This window comes from Streptomyces sp. CA-142005 (assembly GCF_050942335.1).
Taxonomy (GTDB): domain Bacteria; phylum Actinomycetota; class Actinomycetes; order Streptomycetales; family Streptomycetaceae; genus Streptomyces.
On record NZ_CP192078.1, the window covers coordinates 1,450,633 to 1,474,655 of the forward strand.

Sequence of the window (24,023 nt, forward strand, 5' to 3'; positions counted from 1 at the left end):
GGGCCATGCCGGAGCGGTGAGGCGAAGGTGAACAAGAGTCAAAGTCGCCCGCGGGCCCGCCTCATACCCCGCCGAACAGGGCGCCCAGCCCCCGCTCCACCACTCCGGCCAGGTCCTCCTGCCCGGCGGCCACCACCCCGTACGTGCGCAGCAGGAAACGGCGCAGGGCCGACGCGGGGAACTGCAGCAGGGCCAGGCCGTGGGGCGAGTGGAACTCCAGGACCGTGCGGGTGCGGCCGTATGGCCAGATCTGCACGTCCCCGTGGCCGGCCGGGGACCGCAGCCCCTGGTCGAGCAGGGAGCGCGCGAAGACCCAGGTGACCTCCTCCCCGTCCAGGGCGGCCTCGGCCGGGAAGTCCACGAAGACGGCCAGGGGATCGTCCGTGGTGTAGCGCAGCGTGGCCGACACCGGGATCTCCTGGTCCTCGGCGGTGACGAGCCGGGCCTGGGCGGGCTGTTCGACAGTGATGGCGTCCATGCCTTAATGGAGTCGTCGAAGGCGCTTCACATGCCGCGAAATCCGGTCAGAGTTCGACAGGTACAAGACGCTTCCCGCACACTGGAACACAGGAGCGACGAACACACGCGTGAGCGCCGAGGAAAAGCGGCCCGGAACGGGCAACACTCGTAGCCCGTCTACGACTTGCTCCGCCTGGCGCGTACGTCATTCGTGCGCGCGGATCACTCGGGGAAGACTCTGGCATATGCCGAAAGCACCACCGTATCGTGTGGTGCCAAATCCCTTACGGGGCGTCGCGGGCTGTGCGAAAGTCGTAACGGCCCCCCCGTCCTCCCCGGCCGTATCGTCCCCCAACGGAGTGCGTCATGCCGTCCCCAGTCTCCGCGGACCACCCAGCCGCCCAGCCACCCGGACGCGGCTCGGTGGAGGCCTTGATAACACAGACGCGACGGCTCAAGGGCGACGTGGACGCCGTACGGCGGGACACCCGGAGCGAGGGCGGGGACCCGGAGGAACGCTGGCAGCGCGCCCTGTACGACCTCGCGCTGCACCAACTCGAGGACCTGGACGCCCATTTGGCCCAGCTCCGGGACGGACCGGTCGCCGAGCCGACGGAACCGGTCGAGGCACCCGCGCCTCGGCCCGCGCCCGCCGCCTCGAGCGCCTCGCTGCTCAGCCGCGTCGGCAGCGCGGAGTGGAACCTGCTGACGGACGAGGCGACCTGGTCCGGGGAGCTCTACCAGATCCTCGGCCTGGACCCGGACGCCCCCGCCCTCACCCTGGACGAACTGCCCTCGCTGGTTGTCGAGGAGGACCGGCCGAAACTGACCGCGATGGTGACGGACTGCCTGGTCGACGGCAAACCCATCGACGGCGAGTTCCGCGTCCTGCGGCCGGACGGCTCCGTGCGGGCGGTGCACATGATGGGCGAACCCGTGCTCGGCGCCGACGGCGGCACCGCCTCGATGTGGGCCGTGCTGCGCGACGTCAGCGAACTGCGCCGCTGCCGGCGTACGGTGCACGAGACCCGTGACTCGATGCAGCGTCAGCGCCGGCAGGAGCAGACCGAGCACCGGATCGCGGCCGAGCTGCAGGAAGCCGTGCTACCGCCATGGCGCGGCTCCCTGCGGCTCCCGCACCAGGGGCCACACACCCTCGACCTCGCCGCGCGCCGCCTGACCGCGGCGACGGCCTCACCGCTCGGCGGCGACTGGTACGACGCGCTGGAACTGTCCGACGGCGACACCCTGCTCAGCGTCGGCGACCTCACCGGGCACGGAGTGGCCGTCGCCTCCGGGATGGCGATGCTGCTCGGTGCCGTACGCGGCATGGCGCTGGCCGGCAGCCCGCCCGGTGAACTGCTCGGCATGCTCAACCAGTTACTCGACGCCACCGTGCAGCCCGCCCTCGGCAGCGCCGTCTGCTGCCGCTACCGGCCCGGGACCCGCACCCTGGTCTGGGCGCAGGCAGGACACCCCGCCCCGCTGCTGTACCGCAACGGGACGGGGCGCAGGCTGAACGCACCGGACGGCGTCCTGCTCGGCGCCACCACGGGCGCCGCCTACGGGCAGGCCGAAGAGACCCTTCGGCCGGGTGACCTCCTGCTGCTGCACACCGACGGACTGGTGCCGGGGCACAGCCCGGGCGCGGCCGTGGACCGCCTGCTCGGCCTTGCCCCGCGGTTCGGCACGGCGCGCACCGCGCAGGACTGCGTGCGCACGGTGGTCGAGGAGTTCGGCGGAGCCGGACGCGAGGACGACGCCTGCGTGCTCGTCGCCAGGGTCACCGCATGAGATCGACGTGACCGATGAGTTGAGGTTGCTGATCAAGTCCGGCGCACAGGCCCGGTGCCTGTGCGCTCACGCCTGTGCGCTGTCCGCGCCCTTGGACCTCGGCTTGGGCAGGGCGAGCCGGATCTCCTCCCGCAGTTCGTGGATCTTCGGGTAGCCGGAGTACTCCGCGGTCAGCCGGTACATCTGCCGCAGCCGGTCCCAGGTGCGACGGGAGGAGTTCGACCCCATCGACATCAGGGCCAGCCGTGCGTAGCGGTCGGCCTGTTCGGGGTCATCGGCGATGAAGCAGGCCGAGGCCATGGACAGATGGTCGAAGATCTTCGACCGCTCCCGCCCGTCGACGCGCAGGGAGAGCGCCTTCTCCGCGTAGTACTGGGCGTGCGTGGCCGCGCTCGGGTCGAACTCCGCCAGCGTGCGGTAGGCGAGCGCCTGCATGCCGTACAGATCCTCGTCCTTGAAGGTCTGCATCCAGTCCAGCGGCTCCGCCTCGCCCCGGTCGGCGACGAACATGTCCTCCGCCTGCCCGAGCGTGCGGCGCATCGCCTGGCCCTTGCCCATGGAGGCCTGCGCCCAGGCCTCGATGGTGTGGAACATCGCCTTCGTGCGCGGCTGCAGGCGGTCGCCGGCGCCGGACTGGGCGAGCTTCATCAGGTCCAGTGCGTCGTCGGGCCGGCCGAGGTGCACCATCTGCCGGGCCGCCCGGGACAGGGCCTCACCGGCACGCGGCCGGTCTCCGCCCTCGCGGGCGGCATGGGCGGCGATCAGGAAGTACTTCTGCGCCGTGGGCTCCAGGCCGACGTCGTGCGACATCCAGCCCGCGAGGACGGCAAGGTTGGCAGCCACGCCCCACAGGCGCCGCTGGAGATGGGGTGGATGGTGGTAGGCGAGCATGCCGCCCACCTCGTTGAGCTGGCCCACGACCGCCTTGCGCTGAAGTCCGCCGCCACGGGCGGCGTCCCAGGCGCGGAACACCTCGACCGAGCGCTCCAGTTCCTCGATCTCCTGCGACCCGATGGGGGCGGCCTCATAGCGGTCGAACCCAGCGGGGTCGGCGTGCAGGGGGTCGTCGAGAACGGGGGCGTCGGCCTTCAGGGCCGGGTCGGTGTGCAGCCAGTCGTACATGGCGCTGCTGAGTGCGGATCCCGCGGCGAGCGCGGCACCCGCGCCCACCAAGCCGCGTCGGTTGAGCATGAGGTCCATTCCCGTGAATTCGGTGAGGACCGCGGCGGTACGTTCGGGCGCCCACGGCACGCCGTCGGGATGTTCCTCGATCCCGTCGCCCTGCCGTTTCCCCGTACGCCCGTGCCGTACCAGACCGAGGTCCTCGATGGTCACGACACGGCCGAGACGCTCGGTGAACAGGGCCGCCAGCACCCGCGGCACCGGATCGCGCGGGATCTCTCCCATGTCGATCCACCGACGGACCCGGGAGGTGTCGGTCGACAGCTGGGGGTGGCCCATGGCCGCCGCCTGCTTGTTGACCAGCCTCGCGAGTTCCCCCTTGGACCAGCCGGCCAGGCCGAACAGGTCCGCAAGGCGGGTGTTGGGTTGTCCGCTCACGTAAGCCCCCAGGTTCTCGGCTGAGTTGACAGTAGCCCGGTGAAGGTTGCCGGGCGACTATTCGCCAGGGTTCGCCAGGGTCCGCCAGATGGTGTGCCACTGGGCATCGGGTGTCGAGTAGGAACGCGCCACCCCGACCCGGTCGCCGCTCGGCTCGCCGAGCTGACGGGTGCATTCCCCAGGGTGCACCCGGGCGGCCGGGCCGGGCAGGCGCACGCTCACAGTGCATGCGAACGGAGTACGGGCTCTGCCGAGCCCCGGCCCCGCGCATGTGCCCCGAGCACGCACCACAGGCAGGCACCGCAGGCACACGAAGGGATCTGTATCTCCCATGTACGCAGCATCGTCCTCCGTGTCCGCCCCGCCCCGGCCGCTGCGCTCCCGCCCCGCGGGCGGCGGGCCGTACCTGGACCCGGCGGCGCGTCCGGGCGGCCCCGCGCCGGTCGCCGGCCGGCTCCGGCGGGTGCCGGGCCAGGTCGGTACCCAACCGCTCAGCGGGAGACTGGACTTGTCCGGCCCCCAGGGCGCGCAGCTGCGCACCGCGATCGCATCGGTGCACCGGATCTGTCCGGAGTTCACCCCGGTGCAGGTGCTGCGGCGCAGCGGACGGTCCGTCCTCCTCGTCGGGACGACCGGGCGCGGCGCGGCCGTGGCCAAGTGTCTGCTGGACCACTCGCCCGCCTGGGCCGAGCGGTTCCGCCACGAGATAGCCGCATACCGCTCGTTCGTCCGGCACCGGCCACCGGTCCGCGTGCCCCGGCTGATCGCGGCGGATCCGGACCACTGCACCCTGGTCATCGAGCGGGCGCCGGGCCGGGTGGCGGCGCTGCAGCGCCATCCGCTGGAGGCGCCGCCCCGCCCGGACATCCGGGCGGCGCTGGGCGCCATCTGCCGGGTGAACGCCTGGCGGCCCCCGGTGGGCACCTTCGACATGCCTCTGGACTACGGCGCCCGGATCTCCCGGTACCACGAGCTGGGCCTGCTCACCGACCGGGACCTCGGCGACCTCCAGAAGCTGCTGCACGGCATCGCCCACGAGGTGGGCCGGCACGGCATGCTCCAGTTCAACCACGGCGACGCCCTGCTGTCGAACATCCTGCTGTCACCGGCCGGTCCGGTGCTGGTGGACTGGGAGCACGCGGGCTGGTATCTGCCGGGGTACGACCTGGCGACGCTGTGGCTGGTCCTCGGGGACGCGCCGGTGGCCCGGCGGCAGATCAGCCAGATCGCCCAGTCGGCTGGCCCGGCCTCCCGGGACGCCTTCCTGGTGAACCTGATGCTGGTGCTGACCCGGGAGATCCGTACGTACGAGACGGCCGTGCAGCGTTCGATGCACGAGGTGGCCCCGGCGGCACCGGGCGTGGCCCACCCGGGTGCTGCGCCGTCCGGCGAGGAACAGCGGCTGCTGCTCAGGCGGCTGCACGACGACTGCCAGATGGCCCGCAAGGCCGTCCGAGCGGCGGTCGGAACTCGCTGACGGGGACGACGGTTCCGCGGTGCGCCAGAGCGGCGGCGCACCGCGGACCTTCGTGTGTCCGGGGGGTTGTGGCCAGTGGTGTATGCCAGTGACGCCGCGCAGGCCCGCGCACCGCCGCCGCGAAACTCGCCGAAAACCCTCCGTGACGTGGGAAATCGCCTGTACGAAGGCATCATTGACGGATCGTCGGCAACCCGGTACCACTGACCCTGCTCCGCGCCGTACGCCCCGCCACGCCCACCCGTCACAGGAGGCCGCATTGCGAGGTTCCGCCACCGATTCCCCGTCCACACCCGGCCACAGACATCTGCGCAGGGCCGCCGTCCCCCTGGCGTCGGCGGCCCTGCTGCTGCCCCTGCTCGGCGCGGCCCCCGCCCAGGGCACCACCGACTCCTCCGCCGGCCGGCTGCAGCACGCGTTCGCCACCGCGGCGACCGAGTACCACGTGCCGCAGAGCGTCCTGCTGGCCGTCTCCTACCTCCAGTCCCGCTGGGACTGGCACGCCGGGGCGCCCAGCGTGTCCGGCGGTTACGGTCCGATGCACCTCACGGACGCCCGCACCGCCATCGCCACCACCGAGCACTACGCCGAGGGCACGGAGGACGCCCGCGGCGACGCCGCCCGCGCGGCCGTCCACCCGGACGTCAAGGCGCCCGCCGAGTCCGCGCTCCCGGCCCGCCTGAAGACGCTGCCGAAGGCGGCGCAGCTGACCGGTCTGCCGGCCGAAGAGCTGCGCACCGACCCGACGGCGAACGTGGCCGGCGGCGCCGCTCTGCTCGCCGCCGCGCAGAAGGAGCTGGGCGAGCCGCTGAGCGCCGACCCGGCCGACTGGTACGGCGCGGTGGCCCGCTTCTCCGGCGCCGACGACGCGGCGACCGCGGCGGCGTACGCCGACGACGTGTACGACGTCCTGCGCACCGGGGAGGAGCGCGTCACCGACGACGGCCAGCTGGTCGCGCTCGCCGCGCAGCCGGAGCTGACGGCCGACACCGCCCAGCTGCGGCAGGACGGGCTGGGCACGCTGCCGACGGACGGCGTCGAGTGCCCGAGCTCGGTGTCCTGCGAGGCGGTCTGGGCGCCGTACGCGCAGTTCGGGAACGACGACTACGGCAACCACGACCTCGGCGACCGTCCGGTGTCACAGGCCATCAAGTACATCGTCATCCATGACACGGAGGGCGCCTGGGACGGGGTGCTGAACCTGATCCAGGACCCGACCTATGTGTCGTGGAACTACACGATCCGCTCCACGGACGGTCTGATCGCCCAGCACGTCAAGGCGAAGGACGTGGCCTGGCACGCGGGCAACTGGGACGTCAACGCCCGGTCCATCGGCATCGAGCACGAAGGTTTCCTCGCCAACCCGGACGCCTGGTACACCGAGGCGATGTACCGCTCCTCGGCCCGGCTGGTGAAGTACCTGGCCGGCAAGTACGGCATCCCGCTGGACCGGCAGCACATCCTCGGCCACGACAACGTGCCCGGCCCGACCACGTCCACCATCCCCGGCATGCACACCGACCCGGGCCCGTACTGGGACTGGCGGCACTACTTCCAGCTGCTGGGCCACCCCTTCAAGCGCACGGCCGGCAAGCAGGGCGGACTGGTGACGATCCTGCCGGACTACGCCAGGAACCAGCCGGTGTACACGGGCTGCACCACCAGCGGCGAGGCGTGCACGTCGCACGGCTCCAGCGAGGTGCGGCTGTACTCGGACCACGACGTGAACGCACCGCTGATCAAGGACATCGGGCTGAAGAAGGACCCGACCGAGGACGTGAACGACCTGTCCTCCCGGGCCTCCACCGGCCAGCAGTACGCGGTCGCGGACCACTGGGGCGACTGGACCGCGATCTGGTACCTGGGCCAGAAGGCCTGGTTCCAGAACTCGCCCACCGCGCCGGCGGCGGTGCCCGCCAACGGCGTGGTGATCACCCCGAAGGACGGCCTGGCCAGTGTCCCGGTGTACGGCAGGGCCTACCCGGAGAAGGAGGCCTACCCGGCGGGCGTACCGGCGCAGTCGGTCGTGCCGCTGCCGTACACGATCCCGGCCGGACAGAAGTACGTGGTCGGTGACGTGGTGCCGGGCGAGTACTACTACGCGGTCACCTTCACCACCGACTCGCACCGGGTCGTGGTGGGCAAGGACCTGTACTACGAGATCCAGTACGGCCACCGGGTGGCCTTCGTCCGCGCCGCGGACGTGAACCTGGAGGGCTCGGCCGGCTAGCCCGGCCGGCGGCGGCCTCAGCCCTGCTGGAAAAGCTCCGCCGGGAGCGGCTTCAGCAGGGCGTACAGGTCGTCGGTGATGGGGCGGTCCCAGGCGGCGATGGTGACGAGGACGCCGTCGCTGCGGTCGAACTGGACGCAGGAGATCCGGGACTCGGACAGCTTCAGCCGCCGCACGATGAGCAGGTTGTCGCCCTGGAGGACCGGGGTGTCCTCGACGCCCACGACGGTGACCTCCTCGTCGTTCTCCAGCGCGAGCAGCAGCTGGCCCACCTCGAAGGGGATCTCGCCCTCGGCCACCTCGCGGGCCGGGGACCCCTCGGGGAGGTTGCCGATGATCATGGCGGGGCCGCGGCCGCCGAAGAGGTCGTAGCGCAGGAAGACACCCTGGCAGGTGCCGTCGGGCGCGGGCAGCAGGCCCGCGCCGAGGTTGCCCGGCCAGTCGCCCGGGTCCATGGCCAGCACGTCGAAGTCGGGTCCGGCGGGGGTGGCGCTGCGGCGGCGGAGGAACGACATGCGGCCATGGTACGTGGGCTGCGCGGGAAGTGCGGTCCGGCTCCACCGGATCGGCCGTGACGGGGCCGTCCGGCCGGGTGCGGGTCCGTTGCGGCTGGTCGCGCGGTTCCCCGGGCCCCGTCGGGGCGCCCCCTGCGGGGCGCCGCCCAGGGGCGCTGCCGCTCAGCTCAGGGGGCAGCTGGTGAGGAGCGTGGACGCGGTGGCGTCAGGCGGGCGGGGGACGGTGTGGTCGGCCGGCGGGAGGCCGGAGCCGGTGATCCAGCCCTCCAGGGCCTCGAAGGCCGAGTGGTGGCAGGGCAGCATCGGGCGGAGACGGCCGGGGAAGGCGTCGACCAGGGAGTCGGTGTGGGTGCCGTCCTCGATGCGGTAGTAGCGCAACAGGGCGCCGCGCCCGGCCGCGTGCACCATGCGCGCGTAGACGTCGGAGTCCTGGCTGATCGGCAGCAGCACGTCGAGGGTGCCCTGGAGGGTGATCAGTGGTTTGCCGATGCGTCCGGTGAGCGCGATCCGGTCGACGGCGCGGTGGACGGCCGCGGTCCGGGCCGCGTAGTCGTAGTCGGCGTCGCAGCCCGGTGTGCCGGAGGCGCAGAACGGGGTCCCGGCCTCGGTGGCGCCGTCGTAGCCGGGGTCGAGCTCCTCCCGGTAGATGCGCTGGGTGAGGTCCCAGTAGACCTGGTAGTGGTACGGCCACAGGAACTCCGAGCCGGCCGGGAAGCCGGCCCGGTGCAGGGCGGCCTGGGCCTCGGCGCCTCCGGGGCCGCCGGCGGCGTACACGGGGTAGTGGCGCAGGGCCTGCGGCAGGAAGGTGAGCAGGTTGGGGCCCTCGGTGCGCCAGAGGGTGCCTTCCCAGTCGACCCCGCCGTCGTACAGCTCGGGGTGGTTCTCCAGCTGCCAGCGCACGAGGTAGCCGCCGTTGGACAGACCGGTGGCGATGGTGCGGGCCGGGGGCCGGTGATAGCGCTCGGCGACCACGGCGCGGGCGGCGCGGGTGAGCTGGGTGAGGCGGGTGTTCCATTCGGCGATGGCGTCGCCGGGCCGCCGGCCGTCGCGGTAGAAGGCGGTGCCGGTGTTGCCCTTGTCGGTGGCCGCGTAGGCGTAGCCGCGGGCGAGCACCCAGTCGGAGATGGCCTTGTCGTTCGCGTACTGCTCGCGGTTGCCGGGTGTCCCGGCGACGACCAGGCCGCCGTTCCAGTGGTCGGGCAGGCGGACGACGAACTGGGAGTCGTGGTGCCACCCGTGGTCGGTGTTGGTGGTGGAGGTGTCCGGGAAGTAGCCGTCGATCTGGATGCCGGGCACGCCGCTGGGCGTGGCCAGGTCCTTGGGGGTGAGTCCGGCGTAGTCGGCGGGGTCGGTGTGCCCGGAGGCCACGGTGCCGGCGGTGGTCAGCTCCTCCAGGCAGTCGGCCTTCTGGTAGGCGGCGCCGGGCACCCGCAGCTGGCTGCGGCCGGCACAGTGGCCGTCCGGTGTGCCGGTGGGTGCCGCCGTGGCCGGGGTGGCCAGGAGCAGGCAGGCCGCGGTGAGCGAGAGTGCGGGGAGAACGGCTCGGCGGGTGGGCCGTCTGTGCGGTGTGGTCGGCATACGGGTTCCTCCGGCTGTGGGTGGACGCGCTGGAGGCTAGGGGTGGAGTGGGCGTGCCGGACATGTGTGGGGCCGCCATGAAGACGGCCCCGGCAGCGTCGTCGGCCACCATGACCGACCGGGGCTGACTCGGTGTCAGGGGCAGCCGCTGTCGGCGATGGTGTAGTAACCCGTGGGTGACTCCTTCAGGGTGTGGGTGACGAACGTGTTGTAGAGGCCCATGTTCTGCTGGGATCCCTTGGCGTAGGTGTAGCCGCCGCTGGTGGTGGCCCGTCCGGCCTGCACCTGGGCGTAGTTGCTCGCCGTCCAGCAGGCGGCGCCGCTGCCGCCACCGCCGGTCCCACCGCCGCCCGGATCGGAGGTGTCCAGGCCGAAGAACCGGGCGATCCAGTAGCTGGAGCAGATGGAGGCGGCGAAGTAGGGCGCGCCGGTGCTGCCGCACTGCTGGGTGCCGGTGCCCGGGTCCACCGGGGTGCCGTGCCCGATGCCGGGCACCCGGTCGACCTCGACGGCCACCGTGCCGTCGGCGGCCAGGTACTGGTCCTGCCGGGTGGCGTCGGGGCCGATGGTCGCGGTGCGGCTCGGGGTCTGGGACAGGCCGTGCAGGGCCGTCCACTGGTCGCGCAGCTCCGTGGCGTTGCGCGGGACGACCGTGGTGTCCTGGTCGCCGTACCAGACGGCCGTACGCGGCCAGGGCCCAGTGTACGAGGGATAGGCGTCCCGTACCCGCTGGGCCCACGCGTCCGGGCTCAGGTCGACGCCCGGGTTCATGCAGGTGTAGGGGCTGTTGTCCTTGGTGCAGTCGTAGGGCAGACCCGCGACGACCGCGCCGGCGGAGAAGACCTCGGGGTAGGTGGCGAGCATGACGGCGGTCATGGCGCCGCCGGCGGACAGGCCGGTGACGTAGACGCGCTGGGGGTCGGCGCCGTAGGCGGTCACGGCCTGGCTCACCATCTGCCGGATGGAGAGCGCCTCGCCCTGCCCGCGCCGGTTGTCCGTGGTCTGGAACCAGTTGAAGCACTGGCTCGCGTTGTTGGCCGAGCCGGTCTGCGCGAGCACCAGCAGAAAGCCATCGCGGTCGGCGAGTTGGGGCAGGCCGGAGTTGTCGGCGTAGACCTGCGCGTTCTGGGTGCAGCCGTGCAGGGCCACGACGACCGGCGGGTGCGCGGGCAGGGACGCGGGCCGGTACACGTACATGGTGAGGGCGCCCGGGTTGGATCCGAAGTCGCTCACCTGGGTGAGCGTCACGGAGGCCCGGGCGGCGGGCAGGGGACCGGCGAGCGCGGTGCCGAGGACGACGGCGACGACGGCGAGCAGACGGGTCAGGAAACGGGGCAGGACGCGGGCGCGGGGCGGCGCTCCGGCTGCTCCTGCGAACGGGGGCGGTGACATGGGCGGCTCCTTCGCGAAACGCGTGTCCCGGCCGCTCGTGCGCAAGGCTGCGGGCACGGCGCCGGGCGTGGCGGAACCGTATGTACGCGCGGGGGCCGCCACCATGGCGCGGGACACCACAGCCGTGACCACGCCCGTCGACAGCGCGCGCATTGCGGGGCCCGGTGCGGTCTGCTACGCCGTCCAGGCCTCGGTCCGCCCGGCGCTCACTCCTCCGGCGTCACCGGGGGCACCACCGCGATCGGGCTCGCCGCGTGCAGCAGGACCGCCTGGGTGACCGAGCCCATCATGCGGGCCGGTGCGAGCAGGCGTCGCCGGTGCCGGCCGACGACGACCAGTTCGGCGCCCTTGGACGCGGCGACGAGATGGCCGGCGGCATCGCCGGGCAGCGCCTCGGCGTCGGCGCGGACCTCGGGGTGCCGCTCGCGGTGCGGGGCGAGGAAGCCCTCGGCGAGGGTGCGGGTCTCGTTCTCGACGGCGCTCTGGTCGATCTGGGGCGGCACCAGCTGGCCGGGGGCGGACCAGGTCTGCACCGGCCACGGGTAGGCGGCGATCACCTGCACGCGGGCGCCGCGCAGGGCGGCCTCGGTGAAGGCGAGGGCGAGAGTGGCCTCGTCGGGGCTGTCGGCGTGCAGGCCGACCACCACCCGGGGGCCGGGCTCGGCCGGACCCTCGCCGTGCACCTGCCGGCCGGGCCGGGGCACGACGACCACCGGGCACTCGGCGTCCCGGGCGGCGGCGAGCCCGTTGGAGCCGAGCAGCAGGCTGGCGAAGCCGCCGCGGCCCCGGGAGCCGAGGACCAACAGCTGGGCGTCTGCGCCGAGTTCCGGAAGCACGGCGCCCGGTACGCCCTCCAGGGCGACGTACTCGACGGCGGGCCCCGCGCCGCGCCCCGCGAGCCGGGAGCGCACGTCGTCCAGCACCGGATCGCCCTCCACCTCGGGCTGTGCGGCGACCAGCACATCGGCCTGGCCCCAGGCGGCGTACTGCCGCACGTGCACCACCCGCAGCGTCGCGGCACGGCGGCGGGCGGCGTCGAAGGCCCACTCCAGCGCGCGCAGGCTGTCCTCGGAGCCGTCGACCGCGGCGATGACCGGCGCAGTGCTCATCGTCCCTCACCTTCCGGAGCACGACCTTCCCCTTGCTGGGGCCAGCCTGACGCAGGCATCCGTCCCAGCGGGGTCCTGCCGGTCGCGTGTCCGGAAATCCGCGCGGAACACCCCCGGTTCGGCTGTGACCTCCGAGCCGTGCCGTTTCGGTGCGGGGCCGGCTCAGGTGAGGTCGAACTCCCCTTCACGCGCCCCCGAGACGAAGGCACCCCATTCCGCCGGCGTGAAGATCAGGGATGGGCTCTCCGGACGGCCGCTGTTGCGCATCGCGATGAAGCCCTCGACAAAGGCGATCTGGACATCGCCCAGACCTCGGCTGCTGGACTGCCACTGGGCCTTGCTGAGGTCCAGCTCCGGCTTGTCCCAGCCCGCGAGCGGCTTGTGCTGGGTGGTGGTCTCGGCCACGTCCGTGCTCCTCCCGGTTCGTCGTCCGCGGCTCAGCCTAGCGACCGCTCACGATGCCCAACAGGCCACGTGGGGAGGACTTTCAGGTCTCCGGTGGCCGCGCTCCCACGAGCCACATGGAGAAGAACTGCGAGCCGCCTCCGTAGGCGTGCCCGAGCACCCTGCGGGCGCCGTCCACCTGGTGTTCTCCGGCCTGGCCGCGCACCTGGAGGGCGGCCTCGGCGAAGCGGATCATGCCCGAGGCGCCGATGGGGTTGGTGGAGAGCACTCCGCCCGACATGTTGACGGGCAGGTCCCCGTCGAGTTCGGTCACCCCGGACTCGGTGAGCTTCCAGCCCCCGCCCTCCTCCGCGAAGCCCAGGTTCTCCAGCCACATGGGCTCGTACCAGGAGAACGGCACGTACATCTCGACGGCGTCGATGTCCCGGCGCGGGTCGGAGATGCCGGCCTGCCGGTAGACGTCGGCGGCGCAGTCCTTGCCGGCCTGCGGGGAGACGAAGTCCTTGCCCGCGAACAGGGTCGGCTCGCTGCGCATGGCGCCGCCGAGCATCCAGGCGGGCGGGCGGGGTGCGCGGGCGGCTCCGACGCGGTCGGTGAGGACCATCGCGCAGGCGCCGTCGGAGGACGGGCAGGTCTCGGAGTAGCGGATGGGATCCCACAGCATGGGCGAGGCCTGGACCTTCTCCAGGGTGATGTCGTGCTCGTGCAGGTGGGCGTAGGGGTTCCTCAGCGCGTTGCGCCGGTCCTTGTAGGCGACGAGGGAGCCGATGGTGTCGGGGGCGCCGCTGCGCCGCATGTAGGCGCGCACATGGGGGGCGAAGAAGCCGCCGGCGCCGGCGAGCAGGGGCTGCTGGAAGGGGATCGGCAGGGACAGGCCCCACATGGCGTTCGACTCGGACTGCTTCTCGAAGGCGAGGGTGAGCACGGTGCCGTGGACCCGGGCGGCGACCAGGTTGGCGGCCACCAGCGCGGTGGATCCGCCGACCGAGCCGGCGGTGTGCACCCGCAGCATGGGCTTGCCGACGGCACCGAGGGCGTCGGCCAGGTACAGCTCGGGCATCATCACGCCCTCGAAGAAGTCGGGCGCCTTGCCGATGACCACGGCGTCGATGTCGGCCCAGGTCAACTCGGCGTCGTCCAGCGCCCTCAGTGCCGCCTCGCGGACGAGTCCGGCGATCGAGACGTCCCGGCGGGCGGCGACGTGCTTGGTCTGGCCGACGCCGACGACGGCCACGGGCTCCTTGCTCATCGCGGATCCCCTTCGAGTACGGCGACCAGGTTCTGCTGCAGGCAGGGGCCTGAGGTGGCGTGGGCGAGGGCGCGGTCGGACGCGCCGCGGTGGATACGGGCGGCGGCCTCGCCGATGCGGACGAGTCCGGCGGCCATCACCGGGTTGGCGGCGAGGGCGCCTCCGGAGGGGTTGACGCGCACGTCGTCGCCGAGGCGCAGTGCCCGGCGCAGGATCAGCTCCTGCGAGCTGAACGGGGCGTGCAACTCGGCGGTGTCGACGGGCCGCTCGAAGGCGCCGGCCTTTTCGGCGGCGAGCCGGGTGGACGGCGAGTCGGTGAGGTCGCGGACGCCGAGGCCGTGGGCCTCGATGCGGTGGTCGACGCCGCGGATCCAGGCGGGCCGCGCGCACAGCCGGCGGGCCCGCTCCCCCGCCGCGAGGATCACGGCGGCGGCGCCGTCGCCGACGGGCGGGCAGTCGCCGGTGCGCAGCGGCCGTACGACGTAGTCGCCGTGCGGCATGGGGCCCTTGAGCTGGGCGTGCGGGTTGGCTTCCGCGTCCGCGCGGCTGCGGGCGCCGACGGCGGCGAGCGCGGGTTCGTCGGTGTGGCCGGCGTCGATGAGGGCCTGCGCCTGGAGGGCGGCGAGGGCTACGGAGTCGGGCCACAGGGGGGCGACGTAGTAGGGGTCGAGCTGGCGGGTGAGGACGTCCCGCACGGAGCCGGGCGAGCACTTGCCGTAGGAGTAGACGAGCGCGGTGTCGGCGTCGCCGGTGAGCAGTTTGGTCCAGGCCTCGTACAGCGCCCAGGCGCCGTCCATCTCGACGTGTGACTCGGAGATCGGCGGCCAGGCGCCGACGCCGTCGAGGGCGAGGGTGAAGGAGAAGGCACGGCCGGCGAGGTAGTCGCTGGACCCGGAGCAGGTGAAGCCGATGTCGGCGGTTCGCAGGCCGGTCTGTGCCAGCACCTCGTGCAGGACCGGCATGAGCATCTCGACCTCGGAGGACTCCTCGGTGGAGCGCCGGTGGTCGGTCTGGGCGAAGGCGACGACCGCGATCTCCCGTGTCACAGCAGCTCCTTGTAGGTGTCGTAGTCGGCGTCGGGTTCGCCGGTGGGCCGGTAGTGGTCGGGGTAGCGGGCGCCCTCGGTCCACACCGGCTCCACGCGCAGGCCCATCCGCACCTGGTCGTAGGGGATGCCGCCGATCCGGGCGTGCAGGGCGAGGTCGGCGCCGTCGAGGGCGATGTGTGCGTAGACGTAGGGCACCTCGATGTCGAGGTTCTTCGCCTTGATGTTGACGATGCAGTAGGTGGTGACGGTGCCACGGGGACCCACTTCGACCTGTTCCGCTGTGGCCACGCCACATGTGGGGCACGCACCCCTCGGGGGGACGTACACCTTGCGGCAGGAGGGGCAGCGTTCGCCGACGGTCCGCTGTTCGGACAGGGCGCCTATGTAGGCGGACTGGGCGCGGCCGGGTGAGTAGGTGTAGTCGAGGCGGGCGGGGGCGACGATGCCGGTGAGCGGGTTGCCGAACTCGCCGGTGTGGCCCACGGGTTCTTCGGGTTCTCCGTCGTACGGCTCGAAGCAGGCGATGTCGGTGATGGCGCCGGTGCGCTCGGCGGCCCAGCGGATGCGGACCCGCATGCCGGTGTGCAGGGAGCCGGGGCCGGGTGCGTCGAGGGCGTGCAGCAGGGCGGTGTCGGCGCCGTCGAGCCGGACGAGGACCCAGGCGAAGGGCGCGGCGAGGGGCTGGCCGCGGCGCGGTTCGTGGTTCCACGCCCAGGTGGTGACGGTGCCGGTGGGGGCGACCTCCACCAGGTCGCGGAGTTCCCCGGCGGTGACGGGGTCGTACTCGACGGGCGGGACGAGGGTGCGTCCGTCGGTCGTCTTCACGCCGAGGACGACGCGTTCGCGCAGGCCGGTGAGGAAGGCGCTCTGGACGGGGCCGAGGGAGCGGGTGAAGGGGAATTCGACGACGAGGGGTGCTTTGAGGACTTCGGGCATCGGGGCTTGCCTCCTTGGCAAGGGCGGCGAGGTCGCGCCCAGCGCTACGCGCGCTTGTAGACGGGGGGCCGTTTCTCCGCGAAGGCGCGGGCGCCTTCCTTGGCGTCGGCGGTGTCGAAGAGGGGCCAGCCGCGCGCGAGTTCGGCCGCGAGCCCGTCGGTCTCCGTCATCTCGGCGGTCTCGTACACCGACGCCTTGACGGCCTCGACGGCGAGCGGGCCGCAGGCGTTGATCCGCTCGGCGATCTCCAGGGCTTCGCCGAGGGCGGTGCCGTCGGGGACGACATGGCCGATCAGGCCGATGTCCGCTGCCTCCCGGGCGCTGTACGGCCGTCCGGTGAGCAGCATCTCCAGGGCGTGGGTGCGCGGGATCTGGCGTTGCAGCCGGACGGTGGAGCCGCCGATCGGGAAGAGCCCGCGCCTGACCTCGAACAGGCCGAAGGTCGCGGACTCGCCGGCGACCCGGATGTCGGTGCCCTGGAGGATCTCGGTGCCGCCCGCGACGCAGTATCCCTCGACGGCGGCGATGACCGGTTTGCGCGGGCGATGGTGGCGCAGCATCGCCTTCCAGTGCAGGTCGGGATCGGCCTTGAGCCGGTGGCGGTACTGCTCCCCTGCCATCCCCTTCCCGGCCAGGGCCTTGAGGTCCATTCCGGCGCAGAAGGAGCCGCCGGCCCCGGTGAGCACGATCGAGCGGATCTCGTCGTCCGCGTCGGCCTCGCGCCAGCCGTCGTACAGGCCGACGAGCATGGGAAGCGAGAGCGCGTTCCTGGTGTCGGGCCTGTTGAGCGTGAGCACGAGTGTGGCGCCCTCGCGCCGCACGGTGAGGTGTTCCGTCCCGCCCATGGGCTTGTCTCCCCTCGGTGAGAACGAGAACAGGTTGCAGTAGGCGACGAGGCACTTCAAGGGAGCTTCAGAGGTTTTCTGACGAGCAGTCAGATTTATTTGGTGCGGCCCTTCACAGTTGCCGCGCGCTTTGCTCTGATGACCGGCGTACCGGCCGATGCGCCTTTGTTCGCCAGGACGTCCGGGGTCAGGAGGAGCGGTGGAGTACAACCTTGCCGACCTGTTCGAGTCGGTCGTCGACGTGGTCCCGGACCGCGAGGCGCTCGTGTACGTCGACCGTCCCGGCACCGGCGCGGAGCGGCGCCTGACCTACGCGGAGCTGGACGCGGCCGCCAACCGGGTCGCCCACCACCTGATCGACAGCGGAATACGGCCCGGCGAACACCTCGGCCTCCACCTGTACAACGGCGTCGAGTACCTGCAGACGGTGCTGGCCTGCCTGAAGGCGCGGATCGTCCCGGTCAACGTCAACTACCGCTATGTCGAGGAGGAGTTGGTCTATCTCTACCGGGACGCCGATCTGGTCGCGCTGGTCTTCGACGCGGAGTTCGCGGACCGGGTCGCGGCGGCGCTGCCGCGGGCGCCGAAGCTGCGGCACCTGCTGCGGGTGGGCCCGGAGGCGGGCGGGGTGCCCGGTGCGGTGCCGTACGCCGAGGCGGAGGCATCCGGCTCGCCGGCCCGGGGCTTTCCGGCCCGCTCCGCCGACGACCAGTTCATCATCTACACCGGTGGCACGACGGGCATGCCCAAGGGTGTGATGTGGCGCCAGGAGGATCTGTTCTTCGCCGGGCTCGGCGGCGGGGCGCCGACCGGGGAGCCGGTGAAGACACCGCAGGAGCTGGCCGAGCGGGTCGCCGCCGGAGGCTCCGGGATCACCTTCTTCCCCACTCCCCCGCTGATGCACGGCACCTCCACGCTGACGGCGTTCATCGGCTTCAACTTCGGCCAACGTGTCGTACTGCACCGCAAGTTCGTGCCGGAGGAGGTGCTGCGGACCGTCGAGAAGGAGAAGGTCACCGCCGTGTCGCTGGTGGGCGACGCGATGCTCCGGCCGCTGATCGACGCGCTGAGCGGACCGCTCAAGGGGACGGACTGTTCGACCCTGTTCAGCGTGTCCTCGTCGGGTGCGGTCATGTCGGAGACGGTGCGCAGGCAGTTCCGGGAGCTGGTCCCGAACGCCGTGCTGCTCAACAACTTCGGCTCCTCCGAGTCCGGTTTCAACGGTACGGCGACGGAGGACTCGGGCCCCGAGCGGGGCTTCCGCCTGCGGGTCAACTCCCGTACCCGCGTGGTGGATCCGGTGACCCGCGAGCCGGTCCGGGCCGGTGAGACCGGCCGGGTCGCGCAGTGCGGACACGTCCCGCTCGGCTACTACAACGACCCGCGGAAAACCGCCGAGACGTTCTTCGAGAAGGACGGGCAGCGCTGGGTGCTGCTCGGCGACATGGCGACGGTCGACGAGGACGGCGTGGTCACCGTGCTCGGCCGGGGCTCGCAGTGCATCAACACCGGAGGCGAGAAAGTCTATCCGGAGGAGGTCGAACAGGCGCTCAAGGCGCATCCGGACGTGTACGACGCGCTGGTCGCCGGGGTCCCGGACGCCACCTGGGGCAACCATGTGGCGGCCGTGGTGCAGCTGCGCGAGGGAGCCTCGCACCCCTCGCTGGCCGACATCCAGAGCCACTGCCGTACCCGGCTGGCCGGCTACAAGATCCCCCGCCAGCTGGTGATCACCGACTCCATCCAGCGGTCCCCGAGCGGCAAGGCCGACTACCGGTGGGCCCGCGAGGTCGCGGTGGCGGCCGACCGGCGGTGACGCACCGGGGTGTCCCACCGCCCCCATCACCCGGTAGCACTACTCTGTGCGCACGATCGACCCCACTCGACTACTTTGGGTGACTGTCGGTGGGTCGAGTTGTGCCGGTCCCGGCCTTCCGCACGGGCATCGGGCCACGCACGGAAGGATCTCGGGGTGTCTCATCACACGCCTGGTCACCTGCCGGGGAGCACAGACGATAGGGACAGTGGCCCGGAGCGAGCCGGGGACCCTCCGACGGCCGGGGATCCGGCGATGGCCGGGGATTTCCCGACGGCCGGGGAGGCGGAGCCGGCCGGAGCACCCGGCCGGACCGGAATGCGCGCGCGTGTCGCGCGGGGCCTGGCGCTGGCGGCCAGGGCCGGCCGGCTCGGCGGGCGCGCCCACGGCAGGCGGGGCTCGGGAACCGGCGCCGGCTGGACCGACGGGCCCCAGCCTCGCCCGCAGGACACGGCCACGACGGCCGGCCGGCTCGTGGGGCGGGGACACATCGTGCGGGGCCTGGCCGCACTCGCCGGTCCCCCCGGCAGGCGGACCCGCATCGCTCGGTCCGTGGCCATGGGCTCGGGCGTCCTCGCCGTCGCCGTCCTGCTCGTGGCGCTGCTGCTGCCGAACCTGCCCGACCGGCTCACCCCGGCCGCATTCGCGCGTCTGCCGGCCGAGGGCATCCTGCTCGCCGCCGTGCTGCTCGTGCTGCCGCCCCGGGCGAGGCGGGCCGGGGCGGCGGCCTTCGGCCTGCTGATCGGGCTGGTCACGCTCCTCAAGTGCCTGGACATCGGCTTCTACTCGGTGCTGTACCGCCCCTTCGACCCGGTGCTGGACTGGGGTCTGCTGGGCAACGCGGCGGACTATCTGCGGGAGACCTCCGGCCGGGCCGGTGAGCTGCTCGCCATCGCCGGTGCCGTGCTCCTCGCGGTCACCGTCCTCGCCCTGACCGCGGGGGCGACGGTCCGCCTGGCCACCCTGATGGCCCGGCACCGCGCCCGGTCCGTCCACGTCGTCCTGGTGCTGAGCACCGCCTGGATCACCTGTGTCGTACTCGGACTGCAGACGGGCGCCGGGCCCGTCGCCTCCACGCTCGACGCCGGCCTCCTCGGCCAGCGCGCCAAGCAGGTCCGCGTCTCCCTCGCCGATGCCCGGCTCTTCCAGCGCCAGGCCTCCCACGACGCCTTCGCCCACACCCCCTCGGACCAGCTGCTGACCGGCCTGCGCGGCAAGGACGTGCTGTTCACGTTCGTCGAGAGCTACGGCCGTTCGGCGATCGAGGACCCGGCGATGGGCCCGCGGATCGGCACGGTCCTCAAGGAGAGCGACGACGCCCTGAAGGCCGCCGGGTTCCGCGCCCGCAGCGGCTGGCTGCGCTCACCGGTGACCGGTGGCGGCAGCTGGCTGGCCCACTCCACCTTCCTGTCCGGCCTGTGGATCAGCAACCAGCAGCGGTTCCGCAGTCTCACCTCCAGCGACCGGACGACCCTCACCGGCGCGTTCCGCAGGACCGGCGCCTGGCGCACGGTCGGTGTCGTGCCGGGGGTGCTGGTGGCCTGGCCGGAGGGCCGCTTCTTCGGCCTGGACCACGTCTACGACGGCCATCACCTCGACTATCATGGCCCGGCCTTCGGCTGGTCGCAGGTGCCGGACCAGTTCACCCTGCAGACGTTCCAGCGGCGGGAGTTCGGCAAGCGGGGCCGGGGCCCGCTGATGGCGGAGATCATCCTCACCTCGAGCCACTACCCCTGGGCGCCCGTGCCCCGGATGGTCGACTGGGCGAAGCTGGGCGACGGGTCGGTCTTCCGGCAGATCAGGCGTGAGGGCAAGTCGCAGGAGGAGGTCTGGAAGAACGCGGAGAGCGTGCGCACCGAATACCGCACCTCCATCGAGTACTCGCTGAACAGCCTCGTCGGTTTCCTGCGGCGCTACGGCAACGACAACACGGTCCTGGTCTTCCTGGGCGACCACCAGCCCGTGCCGACCGTGACCGGGAACAGCCCCCGCAAGGACGTGCCGGTCACCGTCGTCGCCCGGGACCCCAAGGTGCTGGACCGGATCTCCGGCTGGGGCTGGACCGAGGGCCTGAAGCCCGCCGCCAACGCGCCCATCTGGCCGATGGACGGCTTCCGCGACCGGTTCCTGAAGGCGTTCGGACCACAACCGGGCTGAAGCCACGGGTGAGGACGGTCATCGGCCGCGTCCGTGCGGGTGGTCGTCGACCGCTTCCCTGTGGGCGGTCATCGGTCGAGGAACTCCCGTACCACGGCGAGGAACTCCTCGGGGCGGGTCTCGTGCACCAGGTGTCCCGCGTCCACCGTCACCAGCGAGGCGTCCGGGATCAGGCCGGCGAGCTGCGCGACCTGGTCCTGCGGGATGAGGCTGGTGGGGCCGCCCCCGATGACCAGCGTCGGCGCGGTGATCCGGTCCATGTGGTCCCACCACACGGGATCGGGTGCGTTGCGCTGCTCGTCGGTGGCCCGCACCATCGCCCAGTCGAACGGCAGCTCTCCCGCGGGCCGTTCGGCGGGCGGCCGGGGCGGGTCGAGCGGCACGGGTGCGCAGACGTCCTCCAGTACCAGCCTTCGTACGGCACCGGGATGACGCTGGGCCAGCAGACAGGCGACGAGGCCGCCCAGCGAATGACCCACGACATCGGCTCCGCCGAGGCCGAGGGCGGTCAGCAGGGCGAGGACGTCGTCGCTCATCGCCTCGGCCCGGTAGTCCCCCGGCCAGTCGCTGTGTCCGTGGCCGCGCAGGTCGGGGGCGTACACCCGGCGCGGCCGCGGGGGTGCCGCGAGCCGTTGGGCGATGTGCGTCCAGTCCGCGCCGTCCGCGCCCCGGCAGTGCAGCAGCACGACGGGCGGGGCGTCCGCCGGCCCCCAGGACCGGCAGGCCAGGGTGATGCCGTTCGCCTCTACGGTGTACGGCGCAGCGGTCTCCATGCCGGGCACGCTAGCGGGGCGGCTCGGTCCCGGCCGCCTGCTCTGCCGAGGGCAGAGCGGCGCCCGCCGGCCGGTCGAGGAAGGCGAGGGTGCGTTTCAGGAACCACTCCGGGTCGTCCAGCCAGGGGTAGTGACCGGCGCCCGGCTGGACGGCGACCTCGGCGTTCGGGAAAGCCTCGGCGGCGCGGCGGACCAGATCCGGGCGGGGGCCGCCGTCGAGTTCCCCGGCGTGGAGGAGGACCGGGGCGGTCAGTTCGGCGAGGGCGGTGCGGGTCGCGTCCGGGGTGAAGGCACCGTCGGCGAAATAGCGGTCCGCCGCCTGCTCGTTGGTCTGCTGTACTTCGGCGTCCGTGTGCGCCCGGGCCGCGTCGTCCCAGCGGCCGTAGAAGAACGGCAGGAACACGTCGTCGAAGACCGCCTCCCCCGCCAGCCAGGCCCGGAATGCCGGGAACGCCTCCGCGAACCACGGCTCCTGCGCGCGCAGCCGGGCCGCGGACAGCCGGTCCTCGGGGGTCGCCCGCAGGCCCAGGGCGGACGGGTTGGGCGTGATGAGCAGCAGCCGCCGTATCCGCTGCGGGTGGCGGGCCGCGTAGAGCATGGCGAGGGCCGCGCCCGCCGAGTGGGCGAGCAGATCCATGTGTTCCAGGCCCATGTGCGCACGCCACACCTCGACGTCCTCGACCATGCGGTCGCACCGGTACGACGCCGGGTCCTCCGGCGGCGCGGAGTCCCCGGTGCCTCGCAGGTCCAGCAGGGCCAGGCGGCGGTGCGCGGTGAGCCCCCCGAGGTCTCCGAGGTAGGCGGAGGCGCGCATGGGGCCGCCGGGCAGGACGGCGAGGGGCTCGCCGGCGCCCCGCAGGTGGTAGGCGAGCCGGGTGCCGTCGGGTGTGGTGAGGGTCGGCATGGTCTTGATCATGTCGCTCGGCCCTGGAGCGGCGCAACGTTGTACCGTCCGGGGCGCGGTTCACCAGCGCCGCTTCCTCGCGCGGTTGCCTTCGCGGCTCCACGTGCCCATTCTCCGGTGCGAGCGGCGCAGAAAATCTTCGCAGCCCTCTTGCCTGGGGCCGCATGGCCTGAATTACTGACCCCGAACGGATCGACCGAATGATCGGTCGTCCGGTATGTGAGTGCGGCGAGGGAGACGACTCGATGGCGGATGCGACGGACCTGTTGGACGCGGGCGAACGGCTCGGGCCCGGGGAACTGCGGGAGCTCCAGCTGGAGCGACTGCGCACCTCGTTGCGGCATGCCTACGACAACGTGCCGTTCTACCGGGAGTCCTTCGACAAGGCCGGCGTCCGCCCCGAGGACTGCCACTCCCTCGCCGATCTGGCTCGCTTCCCCTTCACGACCAAGGCCGACCTCAGGGAGAACTACCCGTACGGGATGTTCGCCGTGCCGCGCGAGCGCATTCGCCGGCTGCACGCCTCCAGCGGCACCACCGGACGGCCCACGGTGGTCGGCTACACCGACAACGACCTTTCCATGTGGGCCGACATGGTGGCACGGTCGATCCGGGCGGCCGGCGGGCGGCCCGGTGACATCGTGCATGTGGCCTACGGCTACGGGCTGTTCACCGGCGGTCTGGGCGCCCACTACGGTGCCGAGCGCCTGGGCTGTACGGTCGTCCCGGCCTCCGGCGGTATGACGGCCCGGCAGGTGCAGCTGATCCAGGATCTTCAGCCGGCCGTCATCATGGTCACCCCGTCCTACATGCTCACGCTGCTGGACGAGTTCGAGCGGCAGGGCGTGGATCCGCGCGGCACCTCGCTGCGCGTGGGCGTCTTCGGGGCCGAGCCCTGGACCGAGCAGATGCGGCGCGAGATCGAGGAGCGGTTCGCGATCGACGCCGTGGACATCTACGGGCTGTCCGAGGTGATCGGCCCGGGTGTGGCGCAGGAGTGCGTGGAGACCAAGGACGGGCTGACGATCTGGGAGGACCACTTCTATCCGGAGGTGGTCGACCCGATCACGGGTGAGGTGCTGCCGGAGGGCGACCAGGGCGAGCTGGTGTTCACCTCGCTCACCAAGGAGGCCATGCCGATCATCCGGTACCGCACCCGGGACCTCACCCGGCTGCTGCCCGGCACGGCCCGGGTGTTCCGGCGGATGGAGAAGATCACCGGGCGAAGTGACGACATGGTGATCCTGCGCGGGGTCAACCTCTTCCCGACCCAGATAGAGGAGATCGTGCTCCGCACGCCCGGCGTGGCGCCCCACTTCCAGCTCCGGCTGACCCGGGACGGCCGGCTGGACCGGCTGACCGTCCGGGCCGAGGCCCGCCCGGACGCGGGCCCGGAGGCGCGCGACGCGGCGGCCCGGTCCATCTGCGCGGCCGTCAAGGACGGGATCGGGGTGTCCGTCGACGTGGAGATCGTGGAGCCGGAGTCCCTGGAGCGCTCGGTCGGCAAGATCCGCCGGATCGTGGACCTGCGGCCTCGGACCTGAGAGCGCGGGCCACCGGATACGGGTGCGGCGGCGAGGGCAGGCCGTGGAGTACCTCCTCCGGACCCTGCGCCGCCCGGGCACGGCCGAGGCGGTGGAGGAGCTGCCTGACGCCGAGGCAGTGCGACACCTGCCCCGCACAGCTCCGCGACGCGACAGCCGGCCTGGCGCGTACGGCACAGGAGCCGCGCGAGGCGATCCACCGAACGATCAGTGCCGCACGCGCCGGCCGTAC

General features: G+C 72.5%; 19 protein-coding genes. 6 read left to right on the forward strand and 13 right to left on the reverse strand.

Annotated features, from left to right (window positions below):
- Nucleotides 1-61: 61 nt before the first annotated feature.
- Nucleotides 62-478 (reverse strand): SsgA family sporulation/cell division regulator, encoded by a 417-nt coding sequence (locus ACQPXS_RS07135; protein WP_356306510.1) that lies wholly within the window; start codon nucleotides 476-478, stop codon nucleotides 62-64.
- Nucleotides 479-825: 347 nt separating this feature from the next.
- Between ACQPXS_RS07135 and ACQPXS_RS07140 the strand changes: the two genes are divergently transcribed.
- Nucleotides 826-2,253, forward strand: a complete 1,428-nt coding sequence (locus tag ACQPXS_RS07140; RefSeq protein ID WP_433448026.1) for a PP2C family protein-serine/threonine phosphatase — start codon at nucleotides 826-828, stop codon at nucleotides 2,251-2,253.
- A 66-nt stretch (nucleotides 2,254-2,319) separates the two neighbouring features.
- Here the strand turns inward: ACQPXS_RS07140 and ACQPXS_RS07145 are convergent, their stop codons facing one another.
- The gene (locus tag ACQPXS_RS07145; protein ID WP_356306506.1) at nucleotides 2,320-3,813 is read right to left on the reverse strand and encodes a DNA-binding protein NsdB; all 1,494 of its coding nucleotides are present in this window, start codon (nucleotides 3,811-3,813) and stop codon (nucleotides 2,320-2,322) included.
- A 331-nt stretch (nucleotides 3,814-4,144) separates the two neighbouring features.
- On the opposite strand from ACQPXS_RS07145, the gene ACQPXS_RS07150 reads away from it, so the two are divergent.
- Complete coding sequence (locus ACQPXS_RS07150; RefSeq protein WP_433448028.1) at nucleotides 4,145-5,290, forward strand: aminoglycoside phosphotransferase family protein; 1,146 nt, start codon at nucleotides 4,145-4,147, stop codon at nucleotides 5,288-5,290.
- Between the two features lie 259 nt (nucleotides 5,291-5,549).
- Nucleotides 5,550-7,520: an N-acetylmuramoyl-L-alanine amidase gene (locus ACQPXS_RS07155; RefSeq protein WP_433448030.1), complete on the forward strand. Its 1,971-nt coding sequence runs from the start codon at nucleotides 5,550-5,552 to the stop codon at nucleotides 7,518-7,520.
- A 17-nt stretch (nucleotides 7,521-7,537) separates the two neighbouring features.
- Here the strand turns inward: ACQPXS_RS07155 and ACQPXS_RS07160 are convergent, their stop codons facing one another.
- The 9 genes from ACQPXS_RS07160 to ACQPXS_RS07200 all read right to left on the reverse strand — a co-directional run bounded on the left by ACQPXS_RS07160 (nucleotide 7,538) and on the right by ACQPXS_RS07200 (nucleotide 16,597).
- A complete protein-coding gene (locus ACQPXS_RS07160; protein WP_030339601.1) occupies nucleotides 7,538-8,035 on the reverse strand; it encodes a hypothetical protein in 498 nt (165 codons plus the stop codon).
- 162 nt (nucleotides 8,036-8,197) lie between these two features.
- A complete protein-coding gene (locus ACQPXS_RS07165; protein WP_433448033.1) occupies nucleotides 8,198-9,613 on the reverse strand; it encodes a 3-hydroxybutyrate oligomer hydrolase family protein in 1,416 nt (471 codons plus the stop codon).
- A 135-nt stretch (nucleotides 9,614-9,748) separates the two neighbouring features.
- The gene (locus ACQPXS_RS07170) at nucleotides 9,749-11,005 is read right to left on the reverse strand and encodes an extracellular catalytic domain type 1 short-chain-length polyhydroxyalkanoate depolymerase (RefSeq protein WP_433448036.1); all 1,257 of its coding nucleotides are present in this window, start codon (nucleotides 11,003-11,005) and stop codon (nucleotides 9,749-9,751) included.
- 206 nt (nucleotides 11,006-11,211) lie between these two features.
- The gene (locus ACQPXS_RS07175) at nucleotides 11,212-12,114 is read right to left on the reverse strand and encodes a universal stress protein (protein WP_433448038.1); all 903 of its coding nucleotides are present in this window, start codon (nucleotides 12,112-12,114) and stop codon (nucleotides 11,212-11,214) included.
- A gap of 162 nt (nucleotides 12,115-12,276) precedes the next feature.
- Nucleotides 12,277-12,519: a DUF397 domain-containing protein gene (locus ACQPXS_RS07180; protein WP_433448041.1), complete on the reverse strand. Its 243-nt coding sequence runs from the start codon at nucleotides 12,517-12,519 to the stop codon at nucleotides 12,277-12,279.
- A gap of 82 nt (nucleotides 12,520-12,601) precedes the next feature.
- Nucleotides 12,602-13,768, reverse strand: coding sequence for a thiolase domain-containing protein (locus ACQPXS_RS07185; RefSeq protein WP_433448043.1), 1,167 nt, complete (start codon nucleotides 13,766-13,768; stop codon nucleotides 12,602-12,604).
- Complete coding sequence (locus tag ACQPXS_RS07190) at nucleotides 13,765-14,814, reverse strand: thiolase domain-containing protein (protein ID WP_433448046.1); 1,050 nt, start codon at nucleotides 14,812-14,814, stop codon at nucleotides 13,765-13,767. Before ACQPXS_RS07190 ends, ACQPXS_RS07185 begins: the two co-directional genes overlap by 4 nt.
- Nucleotides 14,811-15,752: a Zn-ribbon domain-containing OB-fold protein gene (locus ACQPXS_RS07195; protein WP_433448049.1), complete on the reverse strand. Its 942-nt coding sequence runs from the start codon at nucleotides 15,750-15,752 to the stop codon at nucleotides 14,811-14,813. The genes ACQPXS_RS07190 and ACQPXS_RS07195 overlap by 4 nt, the downstream gene beginning before the upstream one ends.
- Nucleotides 15,753-15,796: 44 nt before the next feature.
- Entirely contained in the window at nucleotides 15,797-16,597 is an 801-nt protein-coding gene (locus ACQPXS_RS07200) for a crotonase/enoyl-CoA hydratase family protein (RefSeq protein ID WP_433448051.1), read from the reverse strand.
- A gap of 199 nt (nucleotides 16,598-16,796) precedes the next feature.
- On the opposite strand from ACQPXS_RS07200, the gene ACQPXS_RS07205 reads away from it, so the two are divergent.
- A complete protein-coding gene (locus ACQPXS_RS07205) occupies nucleotides 16,797-18,413 on the forward strand; it encodes an acyl-CoA synthetase (RefSeq protein WP_433448053.1) in 1,617 nt (538 codons plus the stop codon).
- A gap of 255 nt (nucleotides 18,414-18,668) precedes the next feature.
- Nucleotides 18,669-20,570: a sulfatase gene (locus ACQPXS_RS07210; protein WP_433448055.1), complete on the forward strand. Its 1,902-nt coding sequence runs from the start codon at nucleotides 18,669-18,671 to the stop codon at nucleotides 20,568-20,570.
- A 68-nt stretch (nucleotides 20,571-20,638) separates the two neighbouring features.
- On the opposite strand, the gene ACQPXS_RS07215 is transcribed toward ACQPXS_RS07210, so the two are convergent.
- Both ACQPXS_RS07215 and ACQPXS_RS07220 read right to left on the reverse strand, forming a co-directional pair.
- Entirely contained in the window at nucleotides 20,639-21,343 is a 705-nt protein-coding gene (locus tag ACQPXS_RS07215; protein ID WP_433448057.1) for an alpha/beta fold hydrolase, read from the reverse strand.
- A gap of 10 nt (nucleotides 21,344-21,353) precedes the next feature.
- A complete protein-coding gene (locus ACQPXS_RS07220; protein ID WP_433448059.1) occupies nucleotides 21,354-22,247 on the reverse strand; it encodes an alpha/beta fold hydrolase in 894 nt (297 codons plus the stop codon).
- A gap of 245 nt (nucleotides 22,248-22,492) precedes the next feature.
- Here ACQPXS_RS07220 and paaK point away from each other — a divergent pair, with 245 nt between their 5' ends.
- Entirely contained in the window at nucleotides 22,493-23,791 is a 1,299-nt protein-coding gene (gene paaK / locus ACQPXS_RS07225) for a phenylacetate--CoA ligase PaaK (RefSeq protein WP_433448062.1), read from the forward strand.
- Nucleotides 23,792-24,023 lie beyond the last annotated feature (232 nt).